Source organism: Psychrobacter sp. NPDC078501, assembly GCF_044900935.1.
In the GTDB taxonomy this organism is placed as follows: Bacteria; Pseudomonadota; Gammaproteobacteria; order Pseudomonadales; family Moraxellaceae; genus Psychrobacter.
The window spans coordinates 77,681-94,761 of sequence record NZ_JBJDOS010000008.1; the positions used below are offsets into that span (position 1 = coordinate 77,681).

15 protein-coding genes are annotated in these 17,081 nt (G+C 42.3%); 4 read left to right on the forward strand and 11 right to left on the reverse strand.

The annotated features are described in order from the left end of the window. Nucleotides 1-71 precede the first annotated feature (71 nt). From ACI2IW_RS12000 to ACI2IW_RS12015, 4 genes are all read right to left on the reverse strand, one after another. Entirely contained in the window at nucleotides 72-371 is a 300-nt protein-coding gene (locus ACI2IW_RS12000; protein WP_404693785.1) for a hypothetical protein, read from the reverse strand. Nucleotides 372-582: 211 nt separating this feature from the next. Then, entirely contained in the window at nucleotides 583-1,590 is a 1,008-nt protein-coding gene (locus ACI2IW_RS12005) for a DUF4062 domain-containing protein (protein ID WP_404693786.1), read from the reverse strand. 171 nt (nucleotides 1,591-1,761) lie between these two features. Beyond that, complete coding sequence (murI, locus tag ACI2IW_RS12010; RefSeq protein WP_404693796.1) at nucleotides 1,762-2,676, reverse strand: glutamate racemase; 915 nt, start codon at nucleotides 2,674-2,676, stop codon at nucleotides 1,762-1,764. Between the two features lie 284 nt (nucleotides 2,677-2,960). After that, a complete protein-coding gene (locus ACI2IW_RS12015; RefSeq protein ID WP_404693787.1) occupies nucleotides 2,961-3,743 on the reverse strand; it encodes a DUF1285 domain-containing protein in 783 nt (260 codons plus the stop codon). A gap of 551 nt (nucleotides 3,744-4,294) precedes the next feature. On the opposite strand from ACI2IW_RS12015, the gene ACI2IW_RS12020 reads away from it, so the two are divergent. After that, on the forward strand, nucleotides 4,295-5,932 hold the full coding sequence (locus tag ACI2IW_RS12020; protein WP_201549271.1) for an electron transfer flavoprotein-ubiquinone oxidoreductase: 1,638 nt from the start codon (nucleotides 4,295-4,297) through the stop codon (nucleotides 5,930-5,932). A 136-nt stretch (nucleotides 5,933-6,068) separates the two neighbouring features. On the opposite strand, the gene ACI2IW_RS12025 is transcribed toward ACI2IW_RS12020, so the two are convergent. Continuing rightward, the gene (locus tag ACI2IW_RS12025; RefSeq protein ID WP_201608209.1) at nucleotides 6,069-7,565 is read right to left on the reverse strand and encodes a sodium:alanine symporter family protein; all 1,497 of its coding nucleotides are present in this window, start codon (nucleotides 7,563-7,565) and stop codon (nucleotides 6,069-6,071) included. A 774-nt stretch (nucleotides 7,566-8,339) separates the two neighbouring features. Here ACI2IW_RS12025 and ACI2IW_RS12030 point away from each other — a divergent pair. The 3 genes from ACI2IW_RS12030 to ACI2IW_RS12040 all read left to right on the forward strand — a co-directional run bounded on the left by ACI2IW_RS12030 (nucleotide 8,340) and on the right by ACI2IW_RS12040 (nucleotide 11,190). Beyond that, nucleotides 8,340-8,600 (forward strand): DUF4212 domain-containing protein, encoded by a 261-nt coding sequence (locus ACI2IW_RS12030; protein ID WP_057761855.1) that lies wholly within the window; start codon nucleotides 8,340-8,342, stop codon nucleotides 8,598-8,600. Between the two features lie 3 nt (nucleotides 8,601-8,603). After that, a complete protein-coding gene (locus tag ACI2IW_RS12035; protein WP_057761858.1) occupies nucleotides 8,604-10,472 on the forward strand; it encodes a sodium:solute symporter family protein in 1,869 nt (622 codons plus the stop codon). 169 nt (nucleotides 10,473-10,641) lie between these two features. Further along, the gene (locus ACI2IW_RS12040) at nucleotides 10,642-11,190 is read left to right on the forward strand and encodes a hypothetical protein (RefSeq protein ID WP_404693788.1); all 549 of its coding nucleotides are present in this window, start codon (nucleotides 10,642-10,644) and stop codon (nucleotides 11,188-11,190) included. Nucleotides 11,191-11,247: 57 nt separating this feature from the next. On the opposite strand, the gene ACI2IW_RS12045 is transcribed toward ACI2IW_RS12040, so the two are convergent. From ACI2IW_RS12045 to ACI2IW_RS12070, 6 genes are all read right to left on the reverse strand, one after another. Further along, on the reverse strand, nucleotides 11,248-11,853 hold the full coding sequence (locus tag ACI2IW_RS12045) for a rhomboid family intramembrane serine protease (RefSeq protein WP_404693789.1): 606 nt from the start codon (nucleotides 11,851-11,853) through the stop codon (nucleotides 11,248-11,250). Between the two features lie 40 nt (nucleotides 11,854-11,893). Next, nucleotides 11,894-12,946, reverse strand: a complete 1,053-nt coding sequence (locus ACI2IW_RS12050) for a 5'-nucleotidase (protein WP_404693790.1) — start codon at nucleotides 12,944-12,946, stop codon at nucleotides 11,894-11,896. 246 nt (nucleotides 12,947-13,192) lie between these two features. Then, nucleotides 13,193-14,482 carry a TRAP transporter large permease gene (locus tag ACI2IW_RS12055; RefSeq protein WP_101204395.1) on the reverse strand — a complete coding sequence of 430 codons (1,290 nt, stop codon included), beginning with the start codon at nucleotides 14,480-14,482 and terminating at the stop codon, nucleotides 13,193-13,195. Next, a complete protein-coding gene (locus ACI2IW_RS12060) occupies nucleotides 14,479-15,006 on the reverse strand; it encodes a TRAP transporter small permease (RefSeq protein WP_404693791.1) in 528 nt (175 codons plus the stop codon). Before ACI2IW_RS12060 ends, ACI2IW_RS12055 begins: the two co-directional genes overlap by 4 nt. A 17-nt stretch (nucleotides 15,007-15,023) precedes the next feature. Continuing rightward, entirely contained in the window at nucleotides 15,024-16,082 is a 1,059-nt protein-coding gene (locus tag ACI2IW_RS12065; protein WP_404693792.1) for a TRAP transporter substrate-binding protein, read from the reverse strand. A gap of 378 nt (nucleotides 16,083-16,460) precedes the next feature. After that, entirely contained in the window at nucleotides 16,461-16,808 is a 348-nt protein-coding gene (locus ACI2IW_RS12070) for a hypothetical protein (RefSeq protein WP_404693793.1), read from the reverse strand. Between the last annotated feature and the right edge of the window lie 273 nt (nucleotides 16,809-17,081).

A 17,081-nucleotide genomic window follows, 5' to 3' on the forward strand; every position in this document is an offset into this window, starting at 1 on the left:
AACGATAGCGTGGCTTTCTTATTTATAGATAGTTATTAATAGAACTTATCTAATCTTCTCAAAATACCTGTCTAGACAATAGGCGGTGGCTTAGGCTGACCATTATCACCATTCCAGTTTTCGCGAGCTTTGTCATCTAGATCGGTAGCTGTTTTTGGCTCCCACTTACCATTTTCTTTCCAAGTCGCATCACCCCAATCTTCATCTTCTGCTTTACTGTCTAAATCTTTGTAGGCCTTGCTAGGATCTATACCGCGGCGTTTCATATCTGCTACTTGCTCTTCTAACGTATGAAACTGATCAGCATCATGCATAGACTTTTCTAGACCATCAATCTCTCTTTTTAACTCGTCATTTTTAGCATTGCTCATCGTACGCTCTCCCTAATTATTAATATTATAGTTGTCATTCTCAAACAGCTAACGTTGTTAACATAGCTAACTGACTGACTTCATTATTACGGGTCTGAGGAATATTCACAAGCATTGCACGTATGCTTTGTATTACAAAACGTAGTCGTGATGCCAAAATGGACGTTTTAGATGGCTGTTATTGAACATTGAACACGCCAGCAAATAACTACTAGTCTTGTTTATTCGTATTTGAGGTATGATTTTGCAGTAGGTTTTTTGCGTAGAAGGTAAGCTTCCAAAGCTCTTGTGATACCCGCGTGCCATAAGTCATCAGTTGTATCCAGTTTGCACCGACTAGCTTACGTTGCAAATTATTGATATCAGCTTGAGAGATTTGGCAGCGTGAGACAGCATGAACGTTTGGCATCTCTTTTTTGATGTCTACTTCCGCTTTAGCGGTAATCAAACGATTAATGGCATTTTGCAAGCCATAGCTTGAAAAAGTAGACGGTATTCTCATGAGCGTCATAAGTATCTCGTGCCACGAGAGTGTTAGCGATCTGGTTACGTCTGTTAGATTGCCACCTTCATAAGCTTGAGCACTATATTGAATCTCAAAAAACTCTGTTAACTCAATTGGCTCACTAACCCTGTCCGCTATAAAATCTTCGTCATCAGGACTGTCTTTCTCTACCTCGGTAGTACTAGGTAATATATCGACTGGCTTCTCATACACGACCTTTTTACTAGTCGTATTCTCTTCGTCATTCGCTCTGATCCAGCCACCTACCATTTTGTTATTGGCGACGGCATTATAATGAGCCTGTACTAGCAATGGCTCAATATCTTCTTCCGTATCATAGTAATGTAGCTGGTTGTCTTGCTTGGTGACTAACTTAATAAACTCTTGAAGTTGTCGGCTGATAACAGCGTCTGGAGAGTGGTTTTTGACCAGAACAATTAGCGGCTTAAGCTTCGCTTTGGCATTTAGATAACTCAAATGCATCTGGCTAACGCCGTTTTTTTGCACAGTGCCGTAGCTGTCGCCAACGATCATGACTGCGTAATCGCAAGAGTCAATACACTGACGGCCATAAAAAGAGGCTTTAGATAATTTACTAGAAACATCATAGGTCAGAAATGCGCGCGCCTGAAAAAATATCGCTAAGCTGTCTAGAACCAACAACTGGTCATTGTCAGCGCATATAATATGAATATGATAGCGACGATTCGGCACAATTACCTCTAAGCGTAGGTCGTGACATAAAAAGGATAGGATATAAAATAGAACACAAAAATCTTGTCTTACTCAGCCTAGCATACTCTTAGCTTAAAAAGATGCACTCAATTTATTTTAACTGAGTCAACGTTGCATACAGCGTATTGGTATCACTAGCTTTGATAATAACTAGTGAGAGTAGTATTGCAATGCCATTTCTGTACCGAGTAAGCGCTCAACTAAAGCGCATAGTCTATCACTATATTTAGTGGCGTGAAAAGTTAATGGCGGTCTAGTAATGGTATTTTTATTACTGGTTTTTTGTGACAGATTTTCTCGTTTTTCGCTCATCAATGATGCAGATAAGTTGTTTGCAATCAATAGCTGTCTAACTCGTTCAGCAATCGCTTGACCAGAATCAATAACCTGTATTGATAGCTGCTGCTGTGCAATCTCATCCAATAAAAATGTCTTAAAAAACGGATAATGCGTACATCCCAACACTAACTGATCGACACCTTCATTAGCAAATATTCGTACTTGTTTACGTAATCTTTCAGCTGTCTCGTCTTGTTCTGACATACCTGCTTCTACCCAAGGAACCAATTGCGGATCAAAATACTTAGTGACTACTGTGTTATTAGGTTGAGCAAAATTGATAATAACATCATTTAGTAAGGTGCCATTCAAAGTTGCTTTGGTTGCTAGCACCGCTACATGAGCACTCTTACTGGCCAATACCGCAGGCTTCAATGCAGGGACAAGACCGACAATAGGTATATGTGGATAGCAGCGTCGGGCGGTATCTAGTGCATATGCTGAGGCACTGTTGCAAGCAATAACAATCAGCTTGCAGCCTTGCTTATGTAACCACTCTACTGCCTTTAGCGTTAGCGTTTCAATATCTTCGCTATCACGATTGCCATAAGGTACATTTAGCGTATCGGCATAATATACATAACGCTCAGTAGGCAGCTGCTGTGCTAGATGCAAATAAACAGACAAACCGCCAACACCAGAATCAAACACGCCAATGGGCGCGCTACGGTTTTTATCGCTTACAACTGTATTACCAGCATGTTTATTGACATCTACTAGATTCATAGCTTTGAGACTCTGATCAACAGATATATCGACACACGGTCTGAGTTTTTCGACTGTCTGATTTTTGATATCCATCTTTAAGCTAATGCCATTATCATATTCTTCATCAATTTTATTACTCAGTTAAATGCGCTATATGTATATTGCGTGTGTGGCGTTACTCTACGTCAGCTATCTATCAACTACCTTTATACGATAGGAATTTTTCAGACCAATAGAATCAGGCGACATTATAAAATTATAGCACTCATCGGCATACAGCAATTAATAGATAAACATAATACCTAATCAGTAGGCATCGATAATGAATAAGACTGGCCACCACTCTGTAACGTTAATATCGTCTTACCATTGTCTTCTGATAATACTCCAATTTCAGTCAGGTGATAAAAAGTATTGCGGCCGATAAGCGCAGTCAATCCATTCCTAACCATCATGTAAGGGCGTACTTGTTCTGTAGACGCTAATTCCTGGAAATCTGCAACATCGTCAGCTGTACTCATTTGATTCGCTTGATCGCTTTCACTAAAGTCACTGTTATTAAAGTCGCTGTCATTAGAATCACTTTTATTAGAATTATACGCCTTTAATACAATCGAATGCTCATCGTCTAAGCGAACCACATCTCCTGTCGTCGTTGTAAACTCTAACCAACTCATATCATCTTCATGGACAATACCAACATCATTTATCAGAAGCGGCGCATCTTCAACTTGGATACGGATTTTCTGTACAGGGGTTTTCAAAAAGTACTCAGTAATGCCATTATTTTCTTCTTTCCATAGTATCGTGGCAAACAAGCTGACCAATGACTCACGGGTCATTTGCCCGCCTTCATGCCACCACTCTCCGTTTGCCTTGATAGTCAAATCCATATCAGCAATATCTTCAGGATGCCATTTTTCAAGTGGTGGTATCGCACGCCCTTCGCGAGTGCCTTTCGTAGACTTAATATACTGGCTTAGTGCATCCAAATTATCTAAGCTATCTAGGCTAGAAGTCTTACTGATCGGGGCTTCCGCTATTCTTTCATTGCTGTCTTCAGTGCTGTTATTATCGTTATTCATTATTAATTCCTTTATTTAGTATTCAAAGTTTGGCTTATCTATTATTACTATAAATTTTTGTTTCAGGTATGATGAAACTTTATCGTTATAACAACCTCATTTTCTTAACATTACCTTAGCATCGATACTCATAAATGCGTATCGTGTTTGTAGGACTTTTCTTTTATAATGAGTAACGATTTTTTATTGAAATGGTCAAGTGGGTGTTGTATTGATGACACATCTTACGTTATGCGTTGATATCCTTAGATAAATTGGTATTAACCATGACGGGTCAATTGATGCCGCAAAGACAGTTTTATCGGGCAGCCATATGTCTGAGTGACGTTAGCGCCGCAAGTCTATTATTCAGTTGTTAAGCTAATGATGCCCTGAGATAAGCCACTAAAAGTTTAGGAGTAGGTATGCAAGAGCAAGACAATCAAACGCCAGTTATCGATGGTAATACTGTGAATGCTGACGCACCAATAGCGACAGAGACCGCAACGCTAGATAAAGCAGAACCAGTCGTAGCGCCGGTTGCCGCGGAACCTGAAGTCGAACGCGAATCAATGGAGTTCGATGTCATCATCGTTGGTGGTGGACCTGCAGGTCTTTCTGCTGCCATACGTTTGCGCCAGCTCGCTATTGAAGCTGGTAATGATGAGTTTATGGTTTGTGTGGTCGAAAAAGGCTCTGAGTTTGGTGCCCATACGTTGTCTGGTGCAGTCATCGAGCCACGCGCTCTAAATGAGCTAATCCCTGACTGGAAAGAAAAAGGCGCACCGCTTAACGTGCCAGCGACAGAAGATCGTTTCTATTATTTGAACTCTGCTACACGCTCAACTAAAGTGCCTGACTCTTTGATTCCAGGTCCGATGCACAACGATGGCAACTATATTGTCTCGCTAGGTAATGTCGTTCGTTGGTTGGCCGTACAGGCAGAAGAGCTTGAAGTTATGATGTTCCCAGGCTTCCCTGCCGATGACATCTTATACAATGACGACGGTTCGGTCCGAGGTGTATTAACGGGTGATATGGGTGTGGCCGCCAATGGTGAAGCCAAGCCAAGTTTTGAGCCTGGTTATGAGCTTCTTGCCAAATACACTATTTTTGCCGAAGGTAGCCGTGGACATTTAGGCAAACGCTTAATCAGCCGCTTCGATCTAGATAAAGACTCTGATCCTCAGCATTATGGTATCGGTCTAAAAGAGCTATGGGAAGTTGAGCCTGAAAAGCATGAGCAAGGTGTTGTCATGCATGGTCTTGGCTGGCCATTGACTGAAACTGGCTCTACTGGCGGCTGGTGGTTATACTTTGATGAAAACAATCAAGTAAGCTTTGGTCTTGTGGCCGATTTGTCTTACCACAACCCTTACGTGTCTCCATTTGATGAAATGCAGCGCTTGAAAACGCATCCTGTTATCAAAAACGTTTTAGAAGGCGGTAAACGCATTTCTTACGGTGCCCGTGCGTTGACCAAAGGTGGTCTAAACTCACTACCGAAGTTCACATTCCCCGGTGGCGTGTTGGTAGGTGATGACGCTGGTTTCTTAAACCCAGCAAAAATCAAAGGCACGCATACCTCGATGAAGTCAGGCATGCTCGCAGCCGAAGCTATCTTTGAGGCGCTGCAAGCTGACCGTCAGCATGATGAAGTGGTTGCTTATAGCACAATGTACAAAGAGTCATGGTTGTATCAAGATAACTATGAGTCGCGCAACTTCTCACCTGCGATTCACCGTATGGGTCTGTTCATGGGCGGCGCTTTCACCTTTATCGAGCACAACTTGTTGAAAGGTAAAATGCCGTTCACTTTGCATGACAATATCCCAGATTACGATCAGTTAGAGCGTGCTAATCATGCTTATCAACCAACTTATCTTAAGCCTGATGGTAAGTTGGTATTTGATAAATTGTCGTCGGTATTTATCTCTAATACCAACCATGCAGAAGATCAGCCAACGCATCTAAAACTTACTGATCCAACGGTACCTATTTCAATCAACTTACCGTTGTACGCTGAGCCTGCACGTTTATACTGCCCAGCGGGTGTGTATGAAGTGGTTAAAGACGCTGAAGGTGCTAAGTTTGTCATCAATGCTCAGAACTGTGTGCATTGTAAGACCTGTGATATTAAAGACCCTTCACAGAACATCACTTGGGTAACGCCAGAAGGTGGCGGTGGTCCTAACTATCCAAACATGTAAATCAGGATAATTCTGATTTGAGCTGGTACAGTTAATATCATTAAAACTGCGCTCCAATAAAAACCGCCCTTCTCTTTATAAGAGAAGGGCGGTTTTTTAATGCTTAGAACAAGCTGTTTTTACCAATCAATGCTGCTTAGTCTGTCCAAGCATCACGGTTGGCTTCATCTCTGAGTTTTACAAAGTTATCAGGATCAAACTTAATTTGATCCCCTGTTTTACCCTCTTTTACCTGACGCTCATAGTCACGTAGTATTCTTAGCGCTACAGGAGACAAGAGCAAGATTGCCACTAAGTTGACCAAGGCCATCAGACCCATAGATAAGTCAGCGAAGTTCCATATAGCAGGTAAACTGGCAACAGAGCCGATAAATACCATACCTAATACCAAAAAGCGGAAAATCATGATCATCACTTTGGCATTTTTGGCACCAGAGATAAACTCAAGATTTGACTCACCGTAGCTATAGTTGGCGATGATAGACGTAAATGAGAAGAAGAAAATCGCAATCGCCACGAACACCACACCTAGGTCCCCCACATACTGTGATAAAGCTAGCTGAGTTAACTGAATACCTTCTTGCTCGACATTAGGATCGACTACGCCAGACAAGATAATAATCGACGCCGTCGCGGTACAAATGATAAGGGTATCCATAAATACGCCAAGCATTTGCATAAAGCCTTGTACTGCTGGGTGATCAGGATGACTCTTCGCCGTTGCTGCAGCATTCGGTGCTGAACCCATACCTGCTTCGTTAGAGAACAATCCGCGTTTGATACCGTTAATCATTGCCTGCGCAATACCATAACCGATGACACCGCCTGCCGCCTGCTCAAAACCAAATGCTGATTTTACAATCAACGCGATCGCTGCTGGGAATTGACTAAAATTAGTCACGATAATGAATAGTGCTAGCAAGATGTACAAGATGGCCATCACTGGTACGATTTTACCCGCGATACGAGCTACTGAGCGCAAACCACCGAATACCACTGGCGCTACCAGTACTACCAATACCAAACCTGTCATCCACGTTGGCACACCAAAGGCTTCATTGGTCGCTTGAGCGATGGTGTTGGATTGTACGCCATTAAACGCCAAACCAAAGGCCACTAACAAACATAATGAGAAAAACACAGCGAGCCAGCGTTTGCCTAGACCTTTTTCGATGTAATAAGCTGGGCCACCGCGGTACACATTGTCATTGTGCGGTACTTTGTAGGCCTGTGCTAAGGTTGACTCGATAAAGCTAGTCGACATACCGACCAGTGCCGTCATCCACATCCAGAATACAGCACCTGGGCCACCCAAATAGATCGCGATTGCCACACCTGCCAAGTTACCAGTACCAACACGTGCGGCCAGCGACGTCATCAATGCTTCAAATGAGCTGATACCACCATCTTTGCGTCCTTGATTGGACACGCGTAGCAACTTCCACATATGGCCAAAATGACGGAACTGAATAAAACGTGTCACGACGGTAAAGTAAAGACCCGCACCAATTAGTAAGAACATCAGTAATCCATACCAAGGGTTGCTAGCAATCAGCCAGTCATTGTTACCCCAGATAATACCGACACCATAATTTACGATGTTATTAAACCAACCTACTATCCCTTCGTTCATATGGGCTCCTTATTCATTCTTTATATGCGTTACTTAAATTTCATATCGATATCATATTTTGATGGCGATGGACTATATAAGCCTCTGCGCAAAATACCTGATACCAAAAAGACACGTGCATGATATAGATATTGAGCGACATGTGACCATCACGTTTACTTATCGATTTCATATAATTATTTTTAAAATAAATAATACTTATGTTTCAGCTTATATAGAATAGATTAAGTGATAATTTAATCGCACAAATTACACGGTTGCCGTACCGTTTCCGTAACGTTAGGTTTTCTAATGAATGCCAAACAAACTTATTGTTAGTAATTTAATTATTAATCATGCGCAGTAGTTTGCAATTATATTTATTAAACCGTGTTAATATAAATTCTATATCCGTTTAGACTGTTTTATGGTTATCGAAGCTATCAAGCAGTACAAGAAGCTATCAGGCAGTACAACAGGTTAGCGCGTTAAAAAGATTAAAACTCTTGTCAGGAAGACGAGATTGTTAAAAAGACACTGGATAGTCCACCCTTCTGTCTTCCTCAAGAAACGTTATTCTTGCCATTCGATGGTTTAAGTCAATGCGATGCTTAAATAGTTAACTACTTTTATTTGAAGTAAAGAACTACCGAGCATTAAACGTACTATCACGCATCATCGTTTTCACTATATAAAGCAGTACCTGATTATTTTTTATCCGTATTATGGTAAGAAATAATTGCAGTTCTTTTTATATTGTTGGTATTTTTTAGGGAAGACAAAAGGAGTTGTCCTATGAAAGATCATAACGATCCATCCGGTTATTGGCGTGCCAATGTCCGTCTCATCTTAGGTAGCCTAGTAGTTTGGGCACTATGTTCTTATGGTTTTGCTATCTTATTGCGTCCTCTTTTAGCCGGCATCAAAGTCGGCGGCACTGACTTGGGCTTTTGGTTCGCTCAGCAAGGCTCCATCGGGGTGTTTATCATTTTAATTTTCTTCTACGCATGGCGTATGAATAAGTTAGATAAACAATATGGCGTAGATGAGGAATAGACCATGAGTCAGTATTTAGTTAATATTATTTTCGTAGGCCTATCTTTCGCTCTGTATTTTGGTATTGCGATTTGGGCTCGGGCTGGGACAACCAGTGAATTCTATGTGGCGGGCGGCGGTGTACATCCAGTAGTTAACGGTATGGCGACAGCTGCTGATTGGATGAGTGCAGCGTCTTTTATTTCTATGGCAGGTTTGCTTGCTGCTGGCGGTTATGGCGCATCAACCTATTTGATGGGTTGGACAGGTGGTTATGTGCTACTAGCTATGCTACTGGCGCCTTACTTACGTAAATTTGGCAAGTTTACGGTGCCTGATTTTATTGGGGATCGCTTTTATTCAAAAACGGCTGCAATGATTGCCGTGGTTTGTTTGATTATTGCCTCTACCACGTACGTTATCGGTCAGATGACAGGTGCTGGTGTCGCATTTTCACGCTTCTTAGAAGTAGATAACAACACAGGTCTTATTATTGCGGCGGTTGTTGTATTCTTTTACGCAGTTCTTGGCGGTATGAAAGGGATTACCTACACACAGGTTGCGCAGTATGTGGTTCTGATGATTGCTTATACCATCCCTGCTGTCTTTATCTCACTTGAATTAACCGGCAATCCAATTCCAGGTTTGGGTCTATTTTCAAACCATATCGAATCTGGTGTGCCTATCTTAACCAAGCTGGATCAAGTTGTGACCGATTTGGGATTCACAGCGTATACGGCTGACGTACCTAACAAGCTAAACATGGTGCTATTTACCTTATCACTCATGATTGGTACCGCTGGTCTACCTCACGTTATTATTCGCTTTTTCACCGTTCCTAAAGTTGCCGATGCACGTTGGACTGCTGGTTGGACATTAGTATTTATCTCGTTATTGTACTTCACGGCACCTGCTGTTGGCGCAATGGCACGTTTAAACCTGATTGATACTATCTATCCACAAGGGGTTGCAGAGCCTGCTATCGACTATGACCAACGTCCAGACTGGATGAGAACTTGGGAAGATACTGGCCTGATCAAATATACTGACCTTAACAATGATGGTCGTATCCAGATGTACAACGATAGTGGACTGGGCGCTGCAGAAGTTGCTCTAACCAATGCACAGACTGAAGGTGGTGATGTAGGCGCTGCGACGACTGCGGTTGAAACAGCACGTGCTGCACATGATCTAGAACTTGATGGCCGCTTTGCAGATGCAGGTTGGGCTGGTAACGAGCTCGACGTCAATGCTGATATCTTGGTATTGGCTAACCCAGAGATTGCACAACTGCCATCTTGGGTAATTGGTTTGATCGCTGCAGGTGGTCTAGCCGCTGCATTATCAACTGCTGCTGGTTTATTGCTCGCTATCTCGTCAGCAATTAGTCATGATTTAATCAAACGAAACCTCAATCCAAACATTACTGACAAAGGAGAGCTCAAGGTCGCACGTATTACGATGGGTATTGCGATTGTAGTTGCTACTTATTTAGGTATGAATCCACCAGGGTTTGCGGCACAGGTAGTTGCATTGGCATTTGGTATCGCTGGTGCGTCCCTTTTCCCTGCATTAATGATGGGTATCTTCTCAAAACGTATCAACAACCTTGGCGCTATCGCCGGTATGTTGACAGGTTTGATCAGTATCTTGGTTTACATCTTCGTCTTCAAAGGTTGGTTCTTCATCAGTGGTACTGCCAACTTCCCTGATACAGCAGAGTACTGGCTATTTGGTATCTCACCACTGTCATTCGGTGTGATTGGTGCCCTGCTTAACTTTATCGTTGCATTCATCGTTTCTTATGCGACTAAAGCGCCACCGCTACATATTCAAGAGTTGGTTGAAAGCGTTCGCTCACCACGCGGTGCAGGCGGTGCGGTCGACCATTAATCTGACGAATGATGATATGTCTTCTGTTACTATATATCACTCACTGGCAGCCACTGCTGGTGAGTGATTTTTTATCCAACACTTATTAAAATAATAGTTAGATGATGGTTTTGCTTTGTCCAATTGAACATACCTGACTAAAAGTGCCTAGCGCATTAAGGAAAATTTTATGCTTTTTGAGTTTATCGCTACCATAGCTGCCGCATTTGGCATGGCTGGATTGGCACTGATCATAACTCACCTCTGTAAACTGTCAGGTAAGCGCGCGCCAAAGTGGCTGATTCCCTTGTTTGCTGCGATTGGTATTTTTGGGTTTCAAGTACATCAAGAATACAACTGGTACGGTCAGCAAGTCCGTCAGCTGCCGGATGGTGTTGATGTCGTGAAAACTGCAGAAAGTACAGAATGGTTTCGTCCGTGGTCTTATATCAAACCACAAGTCTTGCGCTTTATTGCTGCAGATACGGGCAATGCTAGCATGCATTCAGACAATCCAGACATGCACTTAGTTAATTTATATTTGTTTGAAAGACGCAGAAGCGTGCAAAAGATTTTACAGGTAATAGACTGTACTACACCTGCACGAGCGGACTACGTAATACCAGAAAAAGGTAGCACACTGACGGTGGATGAACATGTTAAACAGACCACTGCATGGCGAGAGCTGACTACAGATGATCCTTTATTTATCAAAATCTGTACTGATGCAAGCGTCTAGTCCAATAGCACTTAGTACGACAACGCTGGTTCATTGAACGCTAATATCTAGTTGCTTTTAATAGCGTTGAGAAACGGCTGAATAAGTATGCTTTGAATTGGCGCCCAGCAATAGCCCCGCACACAAACCACCAAAATGTGCTGCAAATGAGATGCCTTGTTGCGGCATCAATCCTTGCTTGATGGTCAGCCAATAACCAGTTCCCATGACGATACAAGCAATCAGATAACCCCAACGCCGCGCAAATATAGCCCCACCTATCATATAACCTAACATTGCAAAACAAAGTCCTGATGCGCCGATATGGATAGAAGATGGTGACCCGATAACCCAAGTGATCAGTCCTGAGGCGACCACCAGTTTAATTACCGTGCGATACGCATTCTTCTCAAACAGCCCAAACAAAAATAAAATCTGTAATAGCGTCACCGTATTGCCAGTCAAATGCGACAAATTGCCATGCATGGTCCATGAAGCGAACACCCCTATCATACTACCTACATCTAAAGCACGCGGCACGATACCAAAGATATTCCACATACCAAATAAGGCCACTTCATTTAGAAAAAACATGCCCCACATTGGTATAAGTACAAAAGCATACAGTCCAATGACCTGCTTTATTCGTACGACAATCAAGTTGAGCAACTGCTGCCAATTCATATACCAACCTATCCTTATTATCTAGATTTTTTATGCCTATTTAATGATTTACAGCAAATAGTGGGTGCACAGCAGGTTTGAACGATAATAGTGATGCATCTTCATCCGCAGTGAGATAGTTATCACCATGCAATAATGACGTCGAATGATAAGGAACCAAGGCCGTAGGAATAAAACGACGTGCTGCGTCGATATGCTTGATGGAATCATCAAAGAAGATATGTGGTGCAAATGTTCTGAGTACTGCTGTTTTCTCTAGTCCTCCCAAAAAAAACGCCATATCAACATTCACGCCCCACTCTCGTAGTGTCTTGATAGCACGTAAGTCAGCTGGCGCATTACGCGCGGTCACCAGCGCAATTTTTATTGGCGAGTATTTTAAACCAGCAGGCAGGCGCTCTTGCAGATTTGACAATTTAATCAACAATTCAGCATAAGGGCCTTTTTCAATCGGCAAATCACGCATTTGTACTTCACGATCATGAAAGGCTCGCAGTCCTTTTTGTTTGTATAGCAATTCACCTGAATCATCAAAAAGTACCGCGTCCCCGTCAAAGGCAATGCGCAGCTGCTCAGTATCCAGCTCATAAGTATTGACAGGCGTGGCATCTAATATGGCACAGGCACAGATATTGGCATCCGCAACTTGTTGAGCATCTTCACGATTGGTGGTCAAGAACAGATCAACGTTAAAGTCTTTAATATAAGGCGCAACAGGGCTACCTGAAATAAAAGCCGAACGGGAGATATTAATATCATGTTCTAAAATTGCATTAAGCACCTGAATACCAGTGTCTGGACTGCTTTTTGAGACAATAACGACTTCGACCAATGGTGTTTCAATGTCTGAATCTTGTCCATCGCTATTATCACAATACTTATTTAAGTTTAATAATGCTTTAATTAGCGGATAGCCTGCACCAATATTCAAGGGATCATTTTCACGCTCGGTCATGTACTCCCTAAACTCTTTTATAGCACTTGCAGGTCGTTGCTCTAGCAGCTCTAGCAAATAGTTTTCTGACTCAGTCAAATCAAAAAGTGCCGTCGCAGAAATTGCGACGATAAGCGTATTACTAAAATCGACAGCCATGACTATCTCTACTTATAAAATTATATAGGAAAATAAATGAAAACCAGTTTACTACATTCATAAGCCTTTATAACACTAAGAAAAGTTACCATCACGCAGCATCGCAAATTGTAAGTTTGTAAAATATCCTTCTCTTAATTCTTAGTCAAAATATCAGACACTAAAAAAGCCACACTGCTTTATTAGCAATATGGCTTCATACAAGAGCTATATAAGCTATGGTTTAAGTTCCAGTTTAAATTCAGCCTACCCGAGCAGCACAAGCGAGATCGCAGGGAACATCACCAGGATAACCAAACGAATCACATCAGAGACAATGAATGGTGCCACCCCTCGGAACATATCGCTCAGCTTAATGTGCGGTGCCATCGCCTTAATCACAAAGATATTCATCCCCATTGGCGGCGTAATCAAACCAAGCTCCACCGTCAATACCGCAATGATGCCAAACCAGACCGGATCAAATCCTAACGCTAGAATGATGGGATACACCACAGGTATCGTGATTACCAGCATCGCTAAGGCATCCATGAACAGCCCTAATAGAAAGTACATGAACAGAATACAGATTAGGACAATCATTGGACTGACCGCCAATCCACCGATCCAAGATGCCAAGGTATAAGACAAGCGTGAGACTGAGATAAAATACCCTAGTGCCTCTGCACCCAGTAGCATAAAGAACACCACTGCAGAGAGTGCTAGCGTCTCAATCAATGACTGCTTAAGACCATCTAAACGCATGCCTTTAGCAAAGGCATAAGCCCATGAGACAAATGCTCCTACTGCGGCGCCTTCTGTTGGGGTAAATAGCCCAAAGAAGATACCGGCAATAATCACAATAAAGATAAAGCTAAATGGTATCAGACCAGTTAGCGACAGTAGCTTGGCTTTCCACGTGGTTTTCTCACCACGTTTTGCTAGATGCGGTTTCCAGCGTACCATCACCATGACGGTCAGCGAGTACATCACCATACCGAGCATACCGGGTAAGAAACCCGCGATGAACATGTCACCTACTGACTGCTGGGTTAAGATGGCATAGACCAGTAAGGCAATACTGGGCGGAATCATAATACCAAGTGTACCGCCAGCAGCTAAGATACCGCAGGCAAAGCCTGGCTGATAGCCGTACTTCTCCATTTGTGGTAACGCCACTTTGGTCATGGTAGAGGCAGTGGCGAGTGATGAGCCTGAGATAGAGGCAAAGATACCGGATGAACCGATACCAGCAATACCAAGACTTCCCCTTACCCCACCAAATATGGTTCGGGTGGCTTCAAAGAGTTTACCTGCCATGCCCGAGTGAGTCGCAAACACGCCCATCAGAATAAACAAAGGAATGGCACTAAAGTCATACTTTGCTAAGACATCAACTGGAATGTCTTTGAGCATTTGCAGAGCACCACTAGGCGCGGTAACCGCACCAAAACCGACTAAGCCCACCCCTAACATGGCAAGTGCAACAGGTACTCGTAGGACGACAAGCAGGATCATGACCACTAGGCCAATCGCACCGATAATTTCTGGACTCATGCGCCTGTCTCCTCAGCGTCAAAGAATTCGCCTGTCTTAAAAATGTTGATGGATTCGATCAATGAGCGAATGGCCAGTAGGATGCTTAAGAAGGCACTAATCATATAGATAGGCATCATAGATATACGAAGATCTTGGGTAACTTTGCCATACTCTAAGGCGTCAATGGCGCTCTCGTAGAGTCCCCATGAGAAGACGATGCCGATGACAAAGAAGCCCATCATAAAGATACCCATGAGGTAGCCTTTGATAGACTGTGGCATTTTCTGGGTGAAGACGTCGACGATGATTTGTGAGCGTTCGACAAATGCGGCAAAGGCAGCGAGTAATGCAAATAGCATAAAGTAGGAGACGATCTCTACACTGCCTTTGACGGTAAAGCCAAACTCACCGCCGGTGAGTTTGAAGATGTAGCGTGCGACGACGTCGAGCATGGTGGTTAGGACGATGATGATGAGACTGATCCCACCGATAAACTGGCATAATCTAGAGATTAAGACACTGAGCTTGACTAAAAATGCCATGTGACACCTCCAATAGGTTAAACCTTACAGGCAGCACTGGCAGCTTTTGCTTTTTCATAGACACTATCAGCATCCAAACCCAAAGCATTAACATCCTTTAGATATTTTTGGGTTCCTCTTTCAAGTGGCCCTTTCCAATCTGGATCATTTAATGGATCAGGAATTTCGATAATTTCATCACCTTTATCTTTAGCAGCTTGAATTGCCATTTGGTCATGTTTATCAAACACTTCACCGACCTTATTAGCTAATGCCATCCCTGAGTTTTTATCCAAAACTTGTTTTAGATCATCAGGTAAGTTGTCATATTTGTCCTTATTCATCGTGACCATAAGCGCTGAGCTATAGAAAGGAATATTAGTATGATACTTGGTAATCTCATCAATTTTAAATGCTGTTACCGCCTCCCAAGGGAAACTCAAACCATCAACAACGCCGCGCTGTAACGAGGTATACATATCATTAGCAGGTAAACCTACTGGCGAAGCGCCTGCGCTTTCAATAATATCACCAGCAACAGCTGAAGGACGGCGAATACGCATACCTTTCATGTCTTCAGGTGTTCGAATTAGCTTATCAGTTGTATGAAGCGCCCCAGGTCCAGCCCCGTACATAAACAGTAAATGAGTATCTTCGTACTCATTCGCCAAAGTACCGTCATCATATAGAGTCTGTAGCATACAGCCCATTTGAGTTGCTGAATTTGATAAACCTGGAAGCTCAGTAATCTGAGTCAAAGGAAAGCGACCGTTGGTATAACCATGCGCTTGTGAACCGATATCGATCGTACCTTTGGCAGTAGATTCATAAGTAACGTCTGCTTTAGCAAGGCCTGCTGATGGATACAGCTCAACTTTTAGGCGACCGTCAGAATCTGTTTCTATCTGTTTTGCCCAAGGCTCAAAAACTTCTTTACTGATAGATGAGGTTGCTGGCCAAAAATGTGAAAACCGTAGCACGGTAGTTTCTTGAGAAGTCGCTGATGAGCCATCAGTCGTATCAGCAGATTGGTTAGAACAGCCAAGAAGACTAATAGCGGCTAAAGCACCAATTGAAAAAAGAGGAGCTAACTTCATTATCAATTCCTTTTGATAATTATGAGAATAGGAGTAAGGTATTACGAGCAGACAATTTGATTCATCCTAGATTAAATTGGCTACAAGGTTTAGATATATTTTTTACATACCTGTAATAAAAGTACTGTTTAAAATTAGCAGCTATAATGATAGAAGTCAAATCATTTTGAGCATATTATAAAGGATATATTCATATTATAGATATATTTCTAATACTTAAATTGTCTATATAGATAGTAGTAAAAAGTAAGTAGCCTAAAATAATTTCTCATAAAAAAGCTCTCAGCCTGTTATCCAGTTGAGAGCTTTATTGTGTAAATATCTTATGAATTCATAGAAGCTGCTCTAGGCAATTATATAAATCATAATATTAAAGCGCTACTCTTCCATCTGCCACTTATCATCTACCCACACAGCATCGTTATCATCTAGATGTACATGCCATTCTGCATCAGTTACCGCAAGACGAATCTGGGACAAACATTGTAGCCAATGCTCTAAGGTATATATAAGATCTTTTACATCCATACTAGCAGGCAACTTCGTAGCTCCTGCTAATATGACCTCTGATTCACTATCATCATATGCATAGAGATCGAAAGTCTCTGCATCATCTGCATGCTCGAAATTTTCATTATATTCATCGACTATTGACGCGATTTTTTCTTGCTCCTGTTGAGTCAAGAGAGTAGAACGTTCAGCAGTATAGTAGAGTGAAACGCCCATAATATGCTCCAAAATAAATGACAAATAGTAGATTCTAGAAGTGAATAAATAGTATCACATCAAACTAGTTTGTAGGAAAGTTTGAATTCTTGACCGAATTATCTAGCGCTAAAGCATCCAGCACCTAGATCCGTCACTAAACCGCGCACAAAGAAAATCCCCCGACAAGCTAATGTCAGGGGATATTTCAGAATAGAGAGCTGACGATGACCTGAGCGCCGTAAAAATTGCATGCCAATTTTAGGCAGCGCAAGAGCAAATCCTTTAGATAGG

Bases quoted from the DNA above. Each gene is read 5' to 3' on its own strand.
- ACI2IW_RS12000 (WP_404693785.1), bottom strand. From the start codon at position 371: ATGAGCAATGCTAAAAATGACGAGTTAAAAAGAGAGATTGATGGTCTA.
- murI (WP_404693796.1), bottom strand. From the start codon at position 2,676: ATGAATCTAGTAGATGTCAATAAACATGCTGGTAATACAGTTGTAAGC.
- ACI2IW_RS12015 (WP_404693787.1), bottom strand. From the start codon at position 3,743: ATGAATAACGATAATAACAGCACTGAAGACAGCAATGAAAGAATAGCG.
- ACI2IW_RS12020 (WP_201549271.1), top strand. From the start codon at position 4,295: ATGGAGTTCGATGTCATCATCGTTGGTGGTGGACCTGCAGGTCTTTCT.
- ACI2IW_RS12025 (WP_201608209.1), bottom strand. From the start codon at position 7,565: ATGAACGAAGGGATAGTAGGTTGGTTTAATAACATCGTAAATTATGGT.
- ACI2IW_RS12030 (WP_057761855.1), top strand. From the start codon at position 8,340: ATGAAAGATCATAACGATCCATCCGGTTATTGGCGTGCCAATGTCCGT.
- ACI2IW_RS12035 (WP_057761858.1), top strand. From the start codon at position 8,604: ATGAGTCAGTATTTAGTTAATATTATTTTCGTAGGCCTATCTTTCGCT.
- ACI2IW_RS12040 (WP_404693788.1), top strand. From the start codon at position 10,642: ATGCTTTTTGAGTTTATCGCTACCATAGCTGCCGCATTTGGCATGGCT.
- ACI2IW_RS12045 (WP_404693789.1), bottom strand. From the start codon at position 11,853: ATGAATTGGCAGCAGTTGCTCAACTTGATTGTCGTACGAATAAAGCAG.
- ACI2IW_RS12050 (WP_404693790.1), bottom strand. From the start codon at position 12,946: ATGGCTGTCGATTTTAGTAATACGCTTATCGTCGCAATTTCTGCGACG.
- ACI2IW_RS12055 (WP_101204395.1), bottom strand. From the start codon at position 14,482: ATGAGTCCAGAAATTATCGGTGCGATTGGCCTAGTGGTCATGATCCTG.
- ACI2IW_RS12060 (WP_404693791.1), bottom strand. From the start codon at position 15,006: ATGGCATTTTTAGTCAAGCTCAGTGTCTTAATCTCTAGATTATGCCAG.
- ACI2IW_RS12065 (WP_404693792.1), bottom strand. From the start codon at position 16,082: ATGAAGTTAGCTCCTCTTTTTTCAATTGGTGCTTTAGCCGCTATTAGT.
- ACI2IW_RS12070 (WP_404693793.1), bottom strand. From the start codon at position 16,808: ATGGGCGTTTCACTCTACTATACTGCTGAACGTTCTACTCTCTTGACT.